Origin of the sequence: Corynebacterium sp., from assembly GCF_043426755.1 — a bacterium.
Taxonomy (GTDB): Bacteria; Actinomycetota; Actinomycetes; order Mycobacteriales; family Mycobacteriaceae; genus Corynebacterium.
Genome location: NZ_JBHWRP010000097.1, coordinates 26,297 through 42,989, shown reverse-complemented (window position 1 = coordinate 42,989; position 16,693 = coordinate 26,297). Strand labels below are relative to the sequence as shown.

Annotated in this window: 15 protein-coding genes; 7 read left to right on the top strand and 8 right to left on the bottom strand. The window is 61.8% G+C overall.

The window, feature by feature from the left end; genetic code table 11:
- Positions 1 to 208: 208 nt before the first annotated feature.
- Positions 209 to 1,108 carry a mycothiol synthase gene (gene mshD / locus ACHFGA_RS10145; RefSeq protein ID WP_394282258.1) on the bottom strand — a complete coding sequence of 300 codons (900 nt, stop codon included), beginning with the start codon at positions 1,106 to 1,108 and terminating at the stop codon, positions 209 to 211.
- Positions 1,109 to 1,130: 22 nt separating this feature from the next.
- Between mshD and ACHFGA_RS10140 the strand changes: the two genes are divergently transcribed.
- Both ACHFGA_RS10140 and ACHFGA_RS10135 read left to right on the top strand, forming a co-directional pair.
- A complete protein-coding gene (locus tag ACHFGA_RS10140) occupies positions 1,131 to 1,931 on the top strand; it encodes a DUF2993 domain-containing protein (protein WP_394282257.1) in 801 nt (266 codons plus the stop codon).
- Positions 1,921 to 2,601: an FABP family protein gene (locus ACHFGA_RS10135; RefSeq protein ID WP_394282256.1), complete on the top strand. Its 681-nt coding sequence runs from the start codon at positions 1,921 to 1,923 to the stop codon at positions 2,599 to 2,601. The genes ACHFGA_RS10140 and ACHFGA_RS10135 overlap by 11 nt, the downstream gene beginning before the upstream one ends.
- Here ACHFGA_RS10135 and ACHFGA_RS10130 read toward each other — a convergent pair.
- Positions 2,598 to 3,539 (bottom strand): aminodeoxychorismate lyase, encoded by a 942-nt coding sequence (locus ACHFGA_RS10130; protein ID WP_394282255.1) that lies wholly within the window; start codon positions 3,537 to 3,539, stop codon positions 2,598 to 2,600. The two genes, ACHFGA_RS10135 and ACHFGA_RS10130, sit on opposite strands and share 4 nt — an antisense overlap.
- Here ACHFGA_RS10130 and ACHFGA_RS10125 point away from each other — a divergent pair.
- On the top strand, positions 3,538 to 4,695 hold the full coding sequence (locus tag ACHFGA_RS10125; RefSeq protein ID WP_394282254.1) for a YgfZ/GcvT domain-containing protein: 1,158 nt from the start codon (positions 3,538 to 3,540) through the stop codon (positions 4,693 to 4,695). The genes ACHFGA_RS10130 and ACHFGA_RS10125 overlap by 2 nt on opposite strands.
- Positions 4,696 to 4,843: 148 nt before the next feature.
- Positions 4,844 to 5,065 (top strand): DUF3073 domain-containing protein, encoded by a 222-nt coding sequence (locus ACHFGA_RS10120; RefSeq protein ID WP_394282253.1) that lies wholly within the window; start codon positions 4,844 to 4,846, stop codon positions 5,063 to 5,065.
- Positions 5,066 to 5,147: 82 nt separating this feature from the next.
- Here the strand turns inward: ACHFGA_RS10120 and purM are convergent, their stop codons facing one another.
- From purM to ACHFGA_RS10105, 3 genes are read right to left on the bottom strand one after another with little or no spacing between them, the layout of a single operon-like run.
- Complete coding sequence (gene purM / locus ACHFGA_RS10115; RefSeq protein WP_394282252.1) at positions 5,148 to 6,224, bottom strand: phosphoribosylformylglycinamidine cyclo-ligase; 1,077 nt, start codon at positions 6,222 to 6,224, stop codon at positions 5,148 to 5,150.
- Positions 6,225 to 7,766: an amidophosphoribosyltransferase gene (gene purF, locus ACHFGA_RS10110; protein ID WP_394282251.1), complete on the bottom strand. Its 1,542-nt coding sequence runs from the start codon at positions 7,764 to 7,766 to the stop codon at positions 6,225 to 6,227. It lies immediately after the preceding gene.
- 15 nt (positions 7,767 to 7,781) lie between these two features.
- Positions 7,782 to 8,180, bottom strand: coding sequence for a sterol carrier family protein (locus ACHFGA_RS10105; RefSeq protein ID WP_394282250.1), 399 nt, complete (start codon positions 8,178 to 8,180; stop codon positions 7,782 to 7,784).
- Between the two features lie 92 nt (positions 8,181 to 8,272).
- On the opposite strand from ACHFGA_RS10105, the gene ACHFGA_RS10100 reads away from it, so the two are divergent.
- The 3 genes from ACHFGA_RS10100 (at position 8,273) to ACHFGA_RS10090 (ending at position 13,275) form a co-directional block, all read left to right on the top strand.
- Complete coding sequence (locus ACHFGA_RS10100) at positions 8,273 to 9,280, top strand: acyl-CoA thioesterase (RefSeq protein ID WP_394282249.1); 1,008 nt, start codon at positions 8,273 to 8,275, stop codon at positions 9,278 to 9,280.
- 69 nt (positions 9,281 to 9,349) lie between these two features.
- Positions 9,350 to 10,411, top strand: coding sequence for an alpha/beta hydrolase (locus ACHFGA_RS10095; protein WP_394282248.1), 1,062 nt, complete (start codon positions 9,350 to 9,352; stop codon positions 10,409 to 10,411).
- A gap of 194 nt (positions 10,412 to 10,605) precedes the next feature.
- Positions 10,606 to 13,275 carry an ExeM/NucH family extracellular endonuclease gene (locus ACHFGA_RS10090; RefSeq protein WP_394282247.1) on the top strand — a complete coding sequence of 890 codons (2,670 nt, stop codon included), beginning with the start codon at positions 10,606 to 10,608 and terminating at the stop codon, positions 13,273 to 13,275.
- A 10-nt stretch (positions 13,276 to 13,285) separates the two neighbouring features.
- On the opposite strand, the gene ACHFGA_RS10085 is transcribed toward ACHFGA_RS10090, so the two are convergent.
- The 3 genes from ACHFGA_RS10085 to ACHFGA_RS10075 are packed head-to-tail and all read right to left on the bottom strand — an operon-like array spanning position 13,286 to position 16,677.
- On the bottom strand, positions 13,286 to 13,777 hold the full coding sequence (locus tag ACHFGA_RS10085; protein ID WP_394282246.1) for a glutathione peroxidase: 492 nt from the start codon (positions 13,775 to 13,777) through the stop codon (positions 13,286 to 13,288).
- A gap of 29 nt (positions 13,778 to 13,806) precedes the next feature.
- Complete coding sequence (locus ACHFGA_RS10080) at positions 13,807 to 14,487, bottom strand: DUF2334 domain-containing protein (protein WP_394282245.1); 681 nt, start codon at positions 14,485 to 14,487, stop codon at positions 13,807 to 13,809.
- Between the two features lie 45 nt (positions 14,488 to 14,532).
- Entirely contained in the window at positions 14,533 to 16,677 is a 2,145-nt protein-coding gene (locus tag ACHFGA_RS10075) for a S9 family peptidase (RefSeq protein WP_394282244.1), read from the bottom strand.
- Positions 16,678 to 16,693: the final 16 nt, after the last annotated feature.

The following is a 16,693-nucleotide window of genomic DNA, read 5'->3' as shown; positions in this document are numbered from 1 at the left end:
ACGTTAACCCAACGTGTCTTAATAGGTGAACAACGGGTTAATTTTTCTTCGCTACCTGTGCAAAATAGGTGCTCCCCACAATAAAACGCGAGTTCGCAAAGAACGCTCAAGTGCGACGAAAAAGCACTTAAATTCAGGATCCTTTTAGCATTTGGGGGTGAAACATGGGGGTGAATCGCCCCCATTTACCCCACGCAACACTCTAGTTTCAGCTCTCAACAACTTGGTAGACCACGTGATCCTCCACGATGCCAAAACCAAGCTCTTCATAACGGGCAACGGCCGGACCATTGTCAGCCTCGACATACAAGATGACGCGCCCAGCGCCTTGGTCAACGAGGTGACGCAGCCCAATGCGCAGCAACGGATCCCCCAGACCCCTCCCGCGGAAATCAGAAGCCAAGCCCACTACGTAGACCTCGCCGTCGCCGTTGGGATGCATCTTGGTCCAGTGAAACCCAGCCAACTCCGCGCCCTGATACAACAGCTGCACACCGGCCGGGTCAAACCATTCGGCCTCCATCCCCTGGTGCAGCTGGTCCATGGACCAGCCGCCTTGTTCCGGGTGCCACGAGAAAGCATCATTATTGGCGTCAAGCCACGCCTGCTCCACGGCTTCCTTCCCAAATTTCTCCACCGCCTGCGTGTAATTCAGCGCCTCGAACCCCTGGGGCAGGTCCACACGTGTAGCAGCCCTTAAAGCCTCACCGTCAACACCCATCACCAGCAGACGACGTGTGACCTTCATCTCCAGTTCTTCGGCCAGTGCGCGTGCTTCTGGCAGGTTGCCGTGGGCCCAGAATTGCGCGCTTGGTTCCTTTTCCCGCACCTTATTAATTAAGGCGGTGGCCAGGCCCTCTCGGCGCCGTTCTGGATCCACAACCAGTTCTACCCCACCGTCAGGCGCATGAGCTGCGACGGCGGCATCGTCGATAAGCAAGTGCAAATGGTCTAGGCGCTCGTCGTTAAGCCCGTTAATGAAAGCCTCAGACAAGGGTGCGACTCCGTCGTGCTCCTCCGCCTTCGCGATCAGGGAACGGACCCAACCGCTCTGCGAAGAGGCTGCGGGGAGTTGGACTGAAATGATCTCAATGTTCGTCATGTCCATAGGTTACGGTACAAATGAATATGTGAAGACCGATTCTTTCTTGGCGAAGCACTCACGGCTGCTCACTGTGGCCGGGGTCGTGCTGCTCATCGTCGTTGCTGTCGGTGTGGTGGATAGCCTCACGGCGGCACGGGTTGAACATCGGTTATCCCAGTCAATCAAGGACAATTCGCAACTTGCTACTACGCCGGAAGTGTATGTCGGCGGAACGCCATTCGCCCAGGTCCTGGTGACGGAGAAGATTCCCCAAATCAGTGTTACGGCGCTTGATGTTGATATTGAAGACCTCGGTATTGTCAACGCCTCGACCGATATTTATAACGTCGAACTGCCGGCGGGCGCGGCCTACTCCGGAGATATCGTCGGGAACGTCGCAGAACTGATGAAGCGCCGCGTCAGTCTCGATGGCGTCGCGCTCGGCCAATTCCTGCACATGACCGACCTGGATATTTCAAATCCTTATGACATCTCCCCCGGTGGCGGAGTGGCCAGCGAGGCCCAGCTGACGGGCACGCTGCCGGGCATGGACGACAAGACCTCCGTGATTGTCACCCTGCGCCTGGACGGCCCGCAGTTCCGCATGGAGCCGCTTGAGATCATCGACTCCGCTGGCCGCCCAGACCTTGTCGAAAAGGGCTATACCCTAGAGTTTGATACCCGCGACCTCCCGCTTGCCGCGCAGGCCAACATGGTCCAGCTCTCTGGCGGCTCCATCGTGTTCGAGGCGGAGCGTCGCAACATCACCCTGCGCCCCAGCGACTTAACGCCGGTGGAAACAGGTGACTCGGAGTTCACTGACTACCCTGGTTCCCATGAGCAATAGTTATAACGAAGAACCCAAGAACACGTCTGACAACTCCGACGCCTCTGCAGCGCAACCACTCGGCGGCAACGAGGCCATCAACCTGGCCGAGCAGCTGTCAAAGAACACGGCGCACCGCAATATCCCGCCACTTGACCTCGATGAGATTCCGCTTGCCGACGACACCGCTAACCTGCGCCAAGGCCCCAGCCTGCACGACGGCCTTCTCGCACTATTGCCTTTGGTCGGCGTGTGGCAAGGCTACGGCCAGGCCAACGACAACGGCGAGGAATATGCTTTCGGCCAGCGCCTCGTGATTGCCCACGACGGGGAAAACTACCTGCGTTTTGATTCCCGCGTCTGGCGGGTCGATTCTGAAGGCAACTCGATTGGTGCCGACCAGCGTGAGATTGGCTTCTGGAGGATCAGCCTGAAGGACGAGATCGAGGTGACGCTGACCAGCTCTCGTGGCTTGGTTGAAATTTTGTATGGCGAGCCGGTCAATGACCGCGCCTGGCAGGTCGAAAGCGCCTCCACCATCGTCACCGCCACGGGACCGGCGACCCATGGCCCTGGTAAGCGACTCTACGGTCTCATGCCCGACAATTCGCTGGGCTGGGTCGACGAGCGCATGCAGGATGGGCAGTTGGCGCCACACATGTCCGCCCAGCTCACCCGCATCGCAGGCTAGCTTTCCAAACTTTTCTGGATCGCGGCGTCGAAAAGCTTCCTGATCTCCGCCTCATTGTCGGGGGCGGGCAGTTTTTTGTCGTCAAGCTTGGTGACGCGCGTGGCCACCCGGGTGGAGCTGACCAGCCACACGGACTCGGCCTTGAGCAGGTCATCGACAGTGAGGTCGGTGGTTTTGCAGCGCCACCCGCTGTCCTGCGCCGTATCGAAAATTGCCTGCTGCGTGGTGCCGGCCAAGACGGCGCCGCTGTGGCGTGGGGTGCGGATCTTCCCGCCCTTCTTGAACACCAGCACCGTCGATGTCGCGCCCTCGAGCACCCGGGTGCTGCCGGGCTCCTCGGCCGGCTCAATGTAGATCACATCGTCGTACCCGTGCTCCCGTGCCCACCGCATCGCAGCCATGTTCGCCGCGTAGTTCAACGTCTTCGCCCCCACCGCCAGCCAGGGGGCGGCGCCCTTCGCGTCCGGCAGGTTCGGGGTGATGGTGTAGCCGCGCGGAGCGGTCATCGCTTTGACGCCCTTCTCGCGCTGCTCCGCGATATTCTTCGGCAGTGCACGCACGGTAATCCACGCGCTGGGCACCCCCGTAGTCTCGCGACCGCGCGTGTACGTCCACGTGCATTTGGCCTCGAAGGGTTCCCCTCCGCGCTCCCGTGAGTAGTCCGCCATTGCCTCGCGGGTGGCGCGCTCCCAGTCCTCGCCGCTGACCTCAGGCAGGTCCAGCAGCTGCGCTGAACGAGCAAAGCGCTCGGCGTGCGCGGCCAGGTTCGCCACCTTCCCGTCGCGCACTAAAAGCGATTCAAAAACGCCGTCCCCGCGAGTCACCGCGGCATCGTCCCAAAACACGTGCGGCAGGTTGGGATTATGCCTGCGCACGGACCCGCCAAAGGGCTCAACGATGTAGATCACAGGCTGCGGGGACAAAGTCACGGAACTCATGGCCCCCTATTATGCCTGCTTTATCCCGGCTACGATCATTAGTGTGACAAATTACGAATCTTATACTTCCCCTTTACTGTCCCGACCGAACGCGCAGTCGCTTGTCGACGAATCCCTGTCCAGCTCCCTGCTCGACGCAGCAGGTGTCGCTTGGCACTACGGAAATCCCCTCGCAGAGCAGCGCGCCATCGAATCCGATCTGGTGATGGTGGACCGCTCGCACCGCCGCGTCCTTGCGGTGACCGGCGAGGATGCCGCGGAATTCCTGAACAACCTGCTCACTCAAAAACTTGATGACGCCCCCGATGGCTTCTCCGCCGCCTGCCTGGACCTAGATATTCAGGGCCGCATTCTGCACCAGGCGTACGTCACCCGCAGCGGCGACACGTTCTACCTGGACATGCCCTCTTATGTCTTCCCCACGTTTTCTGACTTCTTACAGAAGATGATTTTCTGGTCCAAGGTGGACATCGAGGAAGTCGACTTGGCACTACTTACCCTTCTTGGGCCGGACGGTTCGCTTCACGACGAGACGCTGGCCGATCTTCCCACCGCCTTTGTCCGCCGCGTGGACTGGGACGGTGTGGAGCGTCACGACCTTGCCGTTCCGCGCGCTGAGCTGAGGGCGGTCGTCGATAAGCTTGCGGACCGCGGCGTTCAACTTGCCGGGCTGATGGCGTTTACTGCGCAGCGGGTGCGCGCGGGCGAGCCGGAGATGCGTGCCGACCTTGATGAGAAGTCGATCCCGCACGAGGCGCCGCGGCTGATTAATCGCGCGGGCCGGGTGCGGGCGGTCCACCTCGAAAAGGGGTGCTACCGCGGACAGGAAACTGTGGGCCGGGTAGAAAATCTGGGCCGCTCCCCTCGCCTTCTGGTGCTTCTGCAACTGGATGGGTCGGCTCCGGAGGATCCGGTTCCGGGCTCGCAGATCACGGCCAATGGGCGTAAGGCGGGCCGTCTGGGGACTGTCGTGCATGACTGCGACTACGGTCCGATTGCTCTTGCGCTCGTGAAACGCAGTGCTTTGTCTTCCGACGATCTTGTGATCGAGGGCGCCTCGCCGGTGAGCGCGACGGTGGATCAGGACTACATCCCGGAAGAAGATACGACGAAAGCGGGAAGGGAAGCTATCGCGAAGTTGCGGGGGCAAAACTAAGCCCTATTTACCCAGCTTGGGCGTGTGGGAGGAATTTTTTCTGATTTCACGCTATTGTATGTGACAGGAATACATACTGAATCGAAAAGCTGATGGGGCTACCCGAATACCCTGGGTCGCCCTTCAAACACCTCAAGGGGGTCACGCCATGGGCCGCGGACGCGCCAAAGCAAAGCAGACCAAGGTTGCACGCCAGTTAAAGTACAACTCTCCCGAGATGGATTTAGAATCCCTCCAGCGCGAGCTGGCAGGTCAAGCACCTGGCCGCCGCTGGGATGATGACGATGACGGCTACGATGAGTACGAGGTCGACGACCAGTACGCGGAATACGCGGACTGGGATCCTGATGAGGACGACGACCGCCGCTAGACAAACTGCGCAACTAACACTGTGCACCACGCCCCGTCTCCGTGATTCCTAGGAGGCGGGGCGTCTGCTTTCCTGCGCCGTTTTAGTACTTCGAGTTGTCACCCAACAGGACCGCGCGGGCCTGCTCGCCCGCATTCGCGGAGCGGACTTCACCGAGTTCCCAGCAGTCCACGTGGCGTGCCGTGAGCATCGCCAGGGTGCGCTCCTTGTCCTTGGCGGACACGATCGCGACCATGCCGACACCCATGTTGAAGGTCTTCTCCATCTCTTCGCGGCTGACCTTGCCCAGGGTTTCGATAGTGCGGAAGATCTGCTGCGGGGTCCAGGTGTTGCGGTGCATCTCCGCCACCATGCCCTCCGGGATGATGCGCTCCATGTTGCCCACCAAGCCGCCGCCGGTGACGTGGCAGAAGGTGCGCACCTCACACTCGGACATCAGGGCCAGGCAGTCGCGGGCGTAGATACGGGTGGGAACCAGCAGTTCCTCGCCCAGGCTGCGGCCCAGTTCCTCCACGTAGGAGTCCACGGTCAGCCCGGTGCGCTCGAAGAGGACGTGGCGGGCCAGGGAATAACCGTTGGAGTGCAGACCGGAGGAACCCATGGCGATAATCGCATCGCCCACACGCACTTTCTCTGGGCCCAGCAGCTCATCGGCTTCGACCACGCCGACTGCGGTGGCGGACACATCGTAGTCGTCCGGGTCCATCACGCCTGGGTGCTCAGCGGTCTCGCCGCCCAACAGAGCTGCGCCAGCCTGGACACAGCCTTCGGCGATGCCGCCGACGATGTCTGCGATTTTCTCCGGCACCACTTTTCCGGTGGCGATATAGTCCTGCAGGAACAGTGGCTCAGCACCGCACACGACGAGGTCGTCGACGCACATGGCCACCAGGTCGATGCCGATGGTGTCGTGCTTATCCATCGCCTGGGCGATAACAAGCTTCGTACCCACGCCGTCTGAGCCCGCAGCGAGCAGCGGGTTGCGGTACTTGCCCAGCGCGAAGAGCCCAGCAAAGCCGCCGATACCACCACGGACCTCGGGGCGAGTGGCGCGCTTCGCGTGCGCGGCAAGGAGCTCGACCGCGCGGTCGCCTTCCTCGATGGACACGCCTGCGGCGGCGTAGGACGCGCCGGTAGTGGGCGTATTCTGGTCGGTCATCTATTTGATCCCTTCTTGAAGTTCACGCACGATGTCTGCCTGCTTGTTCCCCGCCGGCAGACCCAGTGGGTAGTGGCCGTCGAAACATGCCGTGCACAGTTGACGTCCTGGCTGGTTGGTCACATCGACCATGTCCTCCTGGCTGACGAACGCCAGCGAGTCCGCGCCGATGGTTTCGCGAATATATTCCACCATGTCTTCCTCGGAGCGCGAAGCGGTCCGCGCCGCCGCAAAACCGTCGAGGCCGTCACGGTTGGCAATCAGCTCGTCCGGATCCGCGAAATCAATGCCGTAGAAGCATGGCCATTTCACCGGCGGAGAGGCGATGCGCACATGGACTTCGCTCGCGCCGGCCTCGCGCAGCATCTTGATCAGCGCAAGCTGCGTATTGCCACGCACAATGGAATCATCCACCACGATCAGTCGCTTGCCCTCGATCATGTCGCGCACTGGGTTCAGCTTCAGGCGGATGCCCAGCTTGCGCAGCGTCTGCGAGGGCTGAATGAACGTCCGCCCCACGTAGGCGTTTTTCATCAGGCCGCGGCCATACGGAATGTCGCAGGCCGTGGCGTAGCCGATCGCGGCAGGCACACCGGATTCCGGCACGGGCATCACGAGGTCCGCCTCGACGGGATCAGAGTGCGCCAAGCGCTTGCCGATCTCAATGCGCGTGGTGTTGATGGTCTGGCCATTAATCACCGAGTCCGGGCGCGCCAAGTACACGTATTCGAAGACGCACCCGGCGCGCTGTGGCTCAGCAAATGTCTCCGAGTGCACGCCGTCGGCGTCGATGACGATGAGCTCGCCTGGCTCCACATCACGAACAAATTTCGCGCCGACGATGTCCAACGCCGCTGTCTCACTGGCGACCACCCAACCGCTTTCAAGCTGGCCGAGTGACAGGGGGCGCACGCCGTGGCGGTCGCGCGCCGCATACACCTTTTCGCCGTCGGTGAAGACTAGGCAGAATGCGCCTTCAAGGCGCGGTAGCAGTTGGCGGGCGGCGTCCAACGCAGTGGTGTTTTCGTCGATAGCGTCGGCCAGCAGCGCTGACATCACCGCGCTATCCGACGAGGACCCCTGCCCGTCAATATTGTCTTCGCGGATCAGGCGTCGCGCAACTGCCTCGTCGCGAAGTTCCTGGTAATTGACGAGGTTGCCGTTGTGGCCCAGCGCCAGGTCTGTGTTGGCGGCGGTGGCGCGGAAGATGGGCTGGACGTTTTCCCAGCTTGTGCATCCTGCGGTGGAGTAGCGCGTATGCCCGATGGCGACATCACCCTGTAGAGCTTCCAGGGTGGGTTCGTCGAAGACTTGGGAGACAAGGCCCATGTCTTTGAATACGACGAGGTGTTGGGCGTTGCCTGCCGCTATTCCCGCGCCTTCCTGACCGCGGTGCTGAAGGGCGAAGAGCCCAAAGTAGGTTAGCTTCGCGACTTCTTCCCCTGGTGCCCATACTCCGAAGACGCCACACTCTTCGCGTGGTTCGTTCTCCGGGGTATCGAAGGGGCGTCCGTCACTTTCAATAGCGTCAGTGGTGAACACGTCCTTTACAGTAGCTTATTTTGGTCCGTCTTCTAAGCCGATCACGGGAAGCGCGGCAATAATGTCGGTGGCGCGTGATCCAGACGCGTCCACGGTGCCGGCGGAGATCTCGTCGTCAAGCGTGCTGATGCCAGTGGCAAGGCGAAGCCACGTCTGCGGATCCGTTTCCACCACATTCGGGGGCGTGCCGCGTGTATGTCGCGGGCCCTCAACACATTGGACGGCTACAAACGGGGGTACCCGCAGCTCGACGGAATGGCCCGGAAGTTCGGCCGCAAGCGCACGTGCGGTGCGGCGGACGGCGTCGGCAAGCTGGCCTCGAGCTGGCTTTTCATTGTGCTGTGGCTCACGAATCCAGGCGGAGATAGCGTCGACGGCGGCTCGGGTCAATGCGGGGTCATTCTTTGCAGGCATGAAACTATCTTAAGTGCGTGAAGTTCCCGCTACCCTTATCGGTACTTCACCTGCGCTAATGGATTACTTCTATCTTTGAAAGGCCTGTCCCCATGCCCACCACTCCGGTTCCCGCCACCAAGTCACCCTCCGTCACGCTGCGTTTTATGGCAGCCCCCACGGATATCATCGTGGCAGGTGCCCAGGGCGTGTCCGGTGGGCGCGTGCTGGAGTGGATCGATAAGGCCGCCTATGCGTGCGCGGTCCAATGGTCGTCGACATACTGCGTGACCGCGTACGTGGGGCATATTCACTTTACCCGCCCCATCCCTTCTGGCCACTTGGTGGAGGTGCGTTCGCGCATCGCGATGACGGGGCGTTCCTCCATGCACATCGTCAACGAAGTGCTTTCCGCGGATCCGCGCGAGGGCATCTTCACCCGCGCCTGCGACTGCTTGGTGATCTTCGTGGCCAAGGACCCGGAGACCGGCAAGTCCACCCCCGTGCCTACCTTTGTCCCGGAGACGGAGGAGGAAAAGCGCATGGAGGCCGCCGCGAAGTCACGCATCCAGCTGCGCAAGGAGATCGAAGAGGAAATGCTCACGCAGACCTACGACGGCGAATCGGATGCCCCGCGCATCGTCCACCGTTTCCTGGCCAAGCCCACCGACGTGAACTGGGGCGGCAACGTCCACGGCGGCACCGCGATGGAGTGGATCGATGAGGCCGGCATGAACTGCACCATGGAGTGGTCCGGCGAGCGCACCGTCGCCGTCTATGCCGGCGGCATCCGCTTCTACAAGCCCATCTCCATCGGTGATTTGATTCAAGTGGACGCCCGCCTCACCCGCACCGATTCCCGTTCGATGCACGTCACCGTCCACGTCGAATCCGGTAACCCGCGCAACGGTCGAGCCGGTTTGGAAACCGCCATCCACGCCACCTTCACCTATATCGGCATCAGCATCGACGGCCACCCACTTGCGGCGCGCCAGTTTGTGCCGTGTACCGACGAGGACCTCGCCCTGGCAGAGCACGTCGAAACGCTCAAGGAACTGCGTTCGCGCTACCAGCCGATCCCATTGGTGCAGCCGCGCCACGTGAGCCAACTGGTGGACTAAACGCCCCCAACCGCGCCCCGCGACACCGATTCCTCAACGCTTCACGCGTTCTCAGATTAGAATCAGCTCATGTCATTCCGTCGAAAGATCACCAGCGCGCTTGCTGCGCTGGCTGTCACCGCTGGCACGATCGCCACAGCACCCGTTTCCCACGCCGTGCCCGAAGGGGAAATGTCCTCTAACGCCGGTAATGCAGTCGCTGATCTGGGACTGTCGTCCGGCAACGGTCCCGTCGCCCCACCCATCGCCCCGCCGGATACCTCCGGCGCACACCTTGTCTCTGCCACCCACGTGGAGGGCAACCGGTGGAATATTGATGTCTACTCCCCGGCGATGGGCCGCACCATTTCCAATATGGCGCTGCTTCCCGCAGGCGACGCGCCCCGCCCCACCTTCTACCTGCTCTCCGGTTCCAACGGTGGGCAAGCGGGCCAGAACTGGGCCAGCCACTCCAACTATGAGCACTTTTTCGCCGACAAGCACGTCAATGTGATCACCCCGTTGGGCGGCAAGCGGTCCATCTATACCGACTGGAACAACGTCGACCCAGCGCTGGGCAACAACAAGTGGACCACGTATATCGCCTATGAGCTGCCGAGCGTGATCGACCGCCACTTCCACGGCACCGGGCGCGATGCCGTGGGCGGCATTTCGGCCTCTGGCAGCGGCGCGATCGACCTGGCCGCGCAGAACCCGGAGCGTTTCAAGGCCGCCGCGTCCTACTCTGGCTGCCCATCCACGGGTGGTGCCGCAGGGTGGGCCTATATTTCGGCCATCATGGGAGAGGCCGGCGGCTTGTCCTTCAACGCGTGGGGCCTGCCCGACAGCCCGACGTGGAACGGCCATAACCCGATCCGCAACCTGCACCGCCTGCACGGCACCGCGCTGTTCGTGTCTTCGTCGGAAGGTGTGCCTTCGGCTCAGGAGCGCGCTGTCCAGCCGGTCTGGATCGGCCCGCGTATCGTCGAGCTTGGCGCGCACGCGTGCTCTGAGTACTTCACCAACATGGCCCGCAAGGAAGGCCTCCACGTCACGCGTTACACGCCGACGCACGGTGCGCACTCCTTCTACCTGTTCGAGGAGTCTTTGCGCGAGTCCTGGCCGACGATCGGCCCAGCCATCGGAGCTTAAGTTTTCGCTTATCGACGATCACCCCTGCCTCACCTTTTCTTGAGGCAGGGGTGAACCTGTCTTTTCTTCTGGGTGACCCCTCTATGACATCGACATGAATTCTTCACTCTTCACCATTCATAAGTTTTTTATTCCGTTAAGAATGAATGAGAACGCATCACGTTCTGACACTCCCCCGTTGTGAAGGAATTCCCATGTCTTTGTTTGCCCACCCCCGCCGCGCTATGGCCTTCGCCGTAGCCCTGGCTGCAGGTACCGTATCCGTCGTTGCACCGCAGGCTGTCGCTGCGCCCGATGGCTCTAATGTCGTGATCAATGAGGTCTACGGTGGCGGAGGCAACTCCCGCTCCGTCTTCTCCCATGATTTCGTCGAGCTGTACAACCCCACCGACGCAGACATTGATGTGACGGGGTGGACCCTGTCACAGAAATCAGCGGCCGGAAACGTGGGCAACACGATCACGCTGTCCGGCGTGATCCCCGCGAACTCTCACTTCCTGATCCAGGGCGCTTCCGGATCCAACAACGACGCTGCCCTGCCGGCTCCCGATGCCGAAGGTGGCTTCAACTTCTCCGGCACGAACGCCATCGCTGAGCTTTACGACGCCACCGGGGTCACCGTCGACCTCGTCGGCTGGGGCAACGCCACCCAATTCGAAGGTGCTCCGGCCCCGTCCACCTCGAACTCCACCTCGGTGCAGCGCGTATCCGTCGGCGTCGATACGGACAACAACTCTGCCGATTTCACCGTGGGCGCACCCACCCCGCAGAACTCGGGCGCCGCAGGCTCCGTCGAACCTACAGAACCTACAGGCCCCACAGAGCCGGAGGTCATCCCCTCCGACCAACTCACCCCAATCGCAGAGATCCAGGGCACCGGCGATTCCACCCCGCTCGACGGCCAGACGGTGACCACCAGCGGTGTCGTCACCGGCGTCTACGCTGAAGGCGGCCGCAACGGCTTCTACATCCAAACAGAGGGAACCGGTGGCCAGCCTCAAAAGCTCGGCGATGCCTCCCACGGCATCTTCGTCTACCTAGGATCCAATGGCACCTACCCGAATCTAGGCGATTCCGTCCAGGTCACCGGGCGCGCCGGCGAGCATCACGGCACCACCCAGCTGTCCAACGCACAAGTTCTCGTCCTCGCAGAGCCACTCACCCCGGTCACCCCGGTTGCGATCGAGCACCTCCCCGCTGGCGACGAAATCCGCGAGACCTACGAATCGATGCTGGTCCAGCCCACCGGCGCCTACACCGTGACCAACAATTACTCCCTGAACACCTTCGGCGAACTTGGCCTGGCCCCTGGCACCGAGGCCTTCCGCCAGCCCACCGACGTCGTACTACCCGGCGAGCAGGCCCAGGAGATGCAGGCGCGTATCGACGAAGAACTGGTCACCCTCGACGACGGCCGCACCGCCAACTACATGCGCACCGACAAGAACACTCCCCTGCCCTACCTGACCACCACGGACGGCGGGATCACACCCATTCGCACCGGCGACGGTGTTACCTTCCAAAACCCGGTGATTGTTCAGTATGACTTCAACCTGTGGCGCTTCCAGCCCCAGACCCCCATCACCGGCACCAATGCCACCGAAGAGCTTCCGATCACGTGGGAGAACTCCCGCGAGGCAGAACTTGCAGTTCCCGCATCGGTGCAGGGTGATTACAGCATCGCTACTTTCAACGTGCTGAACTTCTTCACATCTCTGGGCAAGGATGAGCCGGGCTGCCGCTACTACACGGACATGCACGGCACTCCAATCGCCACCAACTACTGCACCGTGCGCGGCGCCTACTCGGAGGCAGCCTTCAACGACCAGCAAGTCAAAATTGTTAACGCAATCAACATGCTCGATGCCGACGTAGTTGGCCTTGAGGAGATCGAAAATACTGCGGTTGTCACCGGCGATGTCACGCGTCGCGACGAATCGTTGGCGTACCTCGTCGATAAGCTGAACGAGGCCGCAGGTGAAACCAAGTGGGCCTACGTCGAATCGCCGACGCAGTTGGGCACCGACGAGGATGTGATCCGCACCGCGTTCATCTACCAGCCAGCCAAGGTGGAGCCCGTGGGAGAGTCGCGCATTTTCGACGACCCAGCCTACACCGGCACCGCGCGCCAGCCGCTGGCGCAGGAATTCCAGCCCGCTGGAGGTGGAGATTCCTTCGTCGCTATCGCCAACCACTTCAAGTCCAAGGGTTCTGTGGCCAACGACGACGGGGATATGGGCGACGGACAGGGCAATAATGCGAACCTGCGCTCCGAACAGGCGCGCGCTCTCGTGGAGCATCTCGACCGCCAGGACGATTGGGCTGGGCTGCCTGTGTTCGTCATCGGCGACCTGAATGCCTACTCCCAGGAGGATGCCGTGCGAGTCTTCGAGCAGCAGGGGTTCACCAACATCAATGAGTCCCACGCCGGTTCCACCCCGACGTACCAGTTCGGCGGGATGCTTGGGTCGCTTGACCACGTGCTGGGCAACGAGGAGGCGACGACGCGCGTGGTCGACGCGGCTGTGTGGAATATCAACGCTGATGAATCCATCGCGTTCGAGTACTCCCGCCGCAACTACAACACGGTCGACTTCTACGACACCACCCCGTTCCGCTCCTCCGACCACGATCCGATCAAGGTCGGGTTCTCGCTGTCCACGGATCCTGCGGATCCGGACGCGAAGCCGGATCAGCCGACCGATCCAGCCCCACAGCCAGATGTGGCGAGCTCTGTCAGCAGCCTCTCGGGCGTGATTGGTGCGCTTGTCGGCGTTGCAGGTATCAGCGCCCTGGTCGCAGGGCTGCTCAACCTATTCTTCCCCGACCTTGTCCGCCAAGTCCTAGGGCGCTTCGGCCTCTAGCGCCGGGGACTTACTCGGGGAGGTTTTCCTCGAGCGTCTGGATCACCACGGGATCGTCCGGGGTGGTCATCGGGCGGACGCGGGCAACAACGGAACCGTCATCGGCGATGAGGAACTTCTCAAAGTTCCACTGAATCTCGCCCGCCTCCCCCTCTTCGTCCTTGGCTGTGACCAGTTCCTGGTAGATCGGGTGCGCGTTCTCACCATTGACCTCCAGCTTGGCCAGCAGCGGGAAGTTCACGTTGTACTCCTCGGCATACTTCGTGGCGATCTCCGCGTCGCTCAAAGGCTCTTGGCCTTTGAACTGGTTACATGGGGCGCCCACAACGGTCAGGCCACGGTCACCGTAGGTGTCCTGCAGATTGGCAAGGTGCTCGAACTGAGTCTTCAATCCGCACTCGGACGCGGTGTTGACCAGAAGAATGAGGTTGCTTCCGGCGATGTCATTTAACGTTGTCTCGGACCCATCGTTCAGGGTTACTGTGGTGTCTCGAATAGTCATGGCACCACTGTACAGAAAACGTGCCACGTCTAGCGATGAAATTTTCCATAGTCGGCGGGCACGGCACCGGCCTGCGCGGCAGCCAGCACCGCGGCCACGAAATCACGAGCCACCTTCTTCTCCCCCAGGTTGCGGCCGGAAATGGACAAACGCACCGAGTTGCCGCGTTTCGCTCCGCGCTCGGCGGCACGAATCACGTTGCCGCGCCACCACTTCGCCGCACCATAGCCCTCGCCCACCGACAGGTTGCGGGCTTTCAACACTCGCCCGGACTCGAGGTGTACCAGCCCATCGGTGGACGCTGCGACCACGAACCCGAACTCCGGCAGCACCTGGAGCGTTCCGGCAGACATCCGCCACCGCGGTGGGGCAAAGATGTCGGTGCCGAATCCGATGCTGCGCATCTGGCGCGTCGCTCCCTTCAAGCGGAGGCGGGCCTCGTGTGCATCCAGAGTAGAAAATTCGGCACGCCGGCCCTGCACCGCCTGGTCAAAACCATTGAGGATTAAGGTTCGGCCAGCGTCGCGCTGCTCAGTGAGAAAAGCGCGGGTGCCCTTGTCCTTGGCTAGGTGCCAGTTGCCATCAATATGGGGCGCGACCAGCAGGGAGACGGGGATCTTTTCGTCGTCAAGCGTGCTGATCAAACGCTCCACGTCCTTGCGTGTCTCAGAAAAAATCGAGGAGACGGAGACGAGGAGGCGGCCATTCATGCGCATAATTATCTCACAGCGCGCCGGTTTGTGCGCGCCGAGAAACTACGCCGCACCGGCGGTGCGGAGCGTCCACGCATACTCGAATGCTGTCTGGCGCCAGCGGGCATAACGTCCGGACACACCGCCGTGGCCGGCGCTCATCTCACACTTGAGTAAGAACTCGCCGCCGGTCGCCGTTGCCCGCAGCTGGGCGATCCACTTCGCCGGTTCCACGTACAGCACGCGGGTATCGTTCAGGCTGGTCACCGCCAGAATATTGGGGTACTTCTTTGCCTCAATATTCTCGTAGGGCGAATAGGAGGCCATGTAGTCGTAGACTTCCGGGTCGTGGAAGGGGTCTCCCCATTCCTCCCACTCGGTGACTGTCAGTGGGAGTTCCGGCATCAAGATAGAGGTCAACGGATCGACGAAGGGCACAATCGCCTGGATGCCAGCGAATTTCTCCGGGGCCATGTTCGCCACCGCGCCGACCAGCATGCCTCCGGCGGATCCACCCTCGGCCACCAGCTGCTCCGGTGTGGTTAGGCCTTCGTCGATAAGCATGTCCGCGGCCGCGATGAAGTCTGTAAAAGTATTCTTCTTCTGCAGCAGTTTGCCCTGGTCATACCAGGCGCGCCCCATCTCGCCGCCGCCGCGCACGTGCGCGATGACAAAAATCATGCCGCGATCCATCAGGCTCAGCCGTGCGATGGAAAAACCAGGGTCGATGGAGGACTCGTAGGAACCATAGGCATAGAGCAACGTGGGCTGCGGCACCGAACGGTCCAGGTCGGCACGGTGCACCACGCTGACGGGGATGTCGGTGCCATCGTCGGCACGCGCCCACATGCGATAGGCGGTGTACTCTTCGGGGTTATAGCCGCCCAGGACCTCCTGCTGCTTCAGCAGGGTGCGCTCGCCGGTGGCCACGCGGTAATCGAAAAGCTGCGCGGGCTGGGTGAAAGACACATAGGACAGGCGCACCACGGGGGCGTCCCACTCCGGGTTGCCGCCCACGCCGACGGTGTAAAGCTCCTCATCGAATTCGAGTTCGTGGAAACGCCCGAAATCCTCGCCCTTCAGGTTCATGAACGCGGCACGCCCAATGCCCCCACGCCGGTACGCCAGCACCATGAAGTCGCGGTAGGTATCGATGCCCTCCACGCGTCGCTCGTCGTCGTGCGGGACCAGTTCGTCCAGCTCACGCAGGCCAGGAAGCGGGGTGGTAGCGCGTTCCGACGCCGGCCTCACCGCACACTGGCCCACCGAAAAGTTCGGCCCCAGCGCGTTGTGGGTGACCACCCAGTGCTCCACGCCGTCCAGGTCGGCTAAGTCCACCGCATACTCCACGCCCTGTTCGCGCGGCCACAGCACGTGGAATTCGCCTTCGGGATCGTCGATGGGCAGCACGCGGATTTCGGTGGTGACCTTGGAGCCGGACTCAATGATCAGGTAGCGCTCCGAGCGCTCCCCGCCGACGGCCACGTTGAAGCGCTCATCCTCTTCGCGGTAGACCAGCACGTCCTCGTCCATGCTGGTGCCCATCTTGTGGCGCCACACCGAATCCGGGCGCCAAGCCTCATCGACGCGCTGGTAGAAGATATAGTCCTCGCCTGCCCAGGTCGCGCCATAAAAAATGTTGTGCAGCCGGTCATCCAGCAGCTCGCCTGTCTCCAAGTCTTTGACGTAGAGGGTGAAGCGCTCATCGCCGGCCGTGTCAACGGAGTAGGCAAGGTAGCGGCCGCTCGTCGTCACGCTCGAAGCACCGACCGAGAAGAACTCGTGTCCTTCGGCCAGCTCGTTGAAGTCCAGCACGACCTGCTCGCCGGGTAGCGCGGATCCGTCCTCGGGCAGCACGGGCGGCACCCACGGGTCAGAACCTTCTTCCACGGCCACACGGCAGGACAGGCCATAGTCCTTGCCCTCGATGGTGCGCCCGTAGTACCACCAGTCACCGGCGCGCTGCGGCACGGACATGTCCGTCTGCTTGGTGCGGGACTTGATCTCCTCGTAGACCTGCTCCGTCAGGCCCTCCAGGTCAGCGGTGCGCGCCTTCGTATAAGCGTTCTCCGCCTCCAGGTAGGCGATGGTTTCGGACGATTCTTTGTCGCGCAACCATTCGTAATTGTCCACGAAATCGCGCCCATGAAAAGAGCGCGTCACGGGGTGGGTGGGGGCAACAGGGGCCGTTCGCGAGGTATCGGTCATAACCACCCATGCTAGC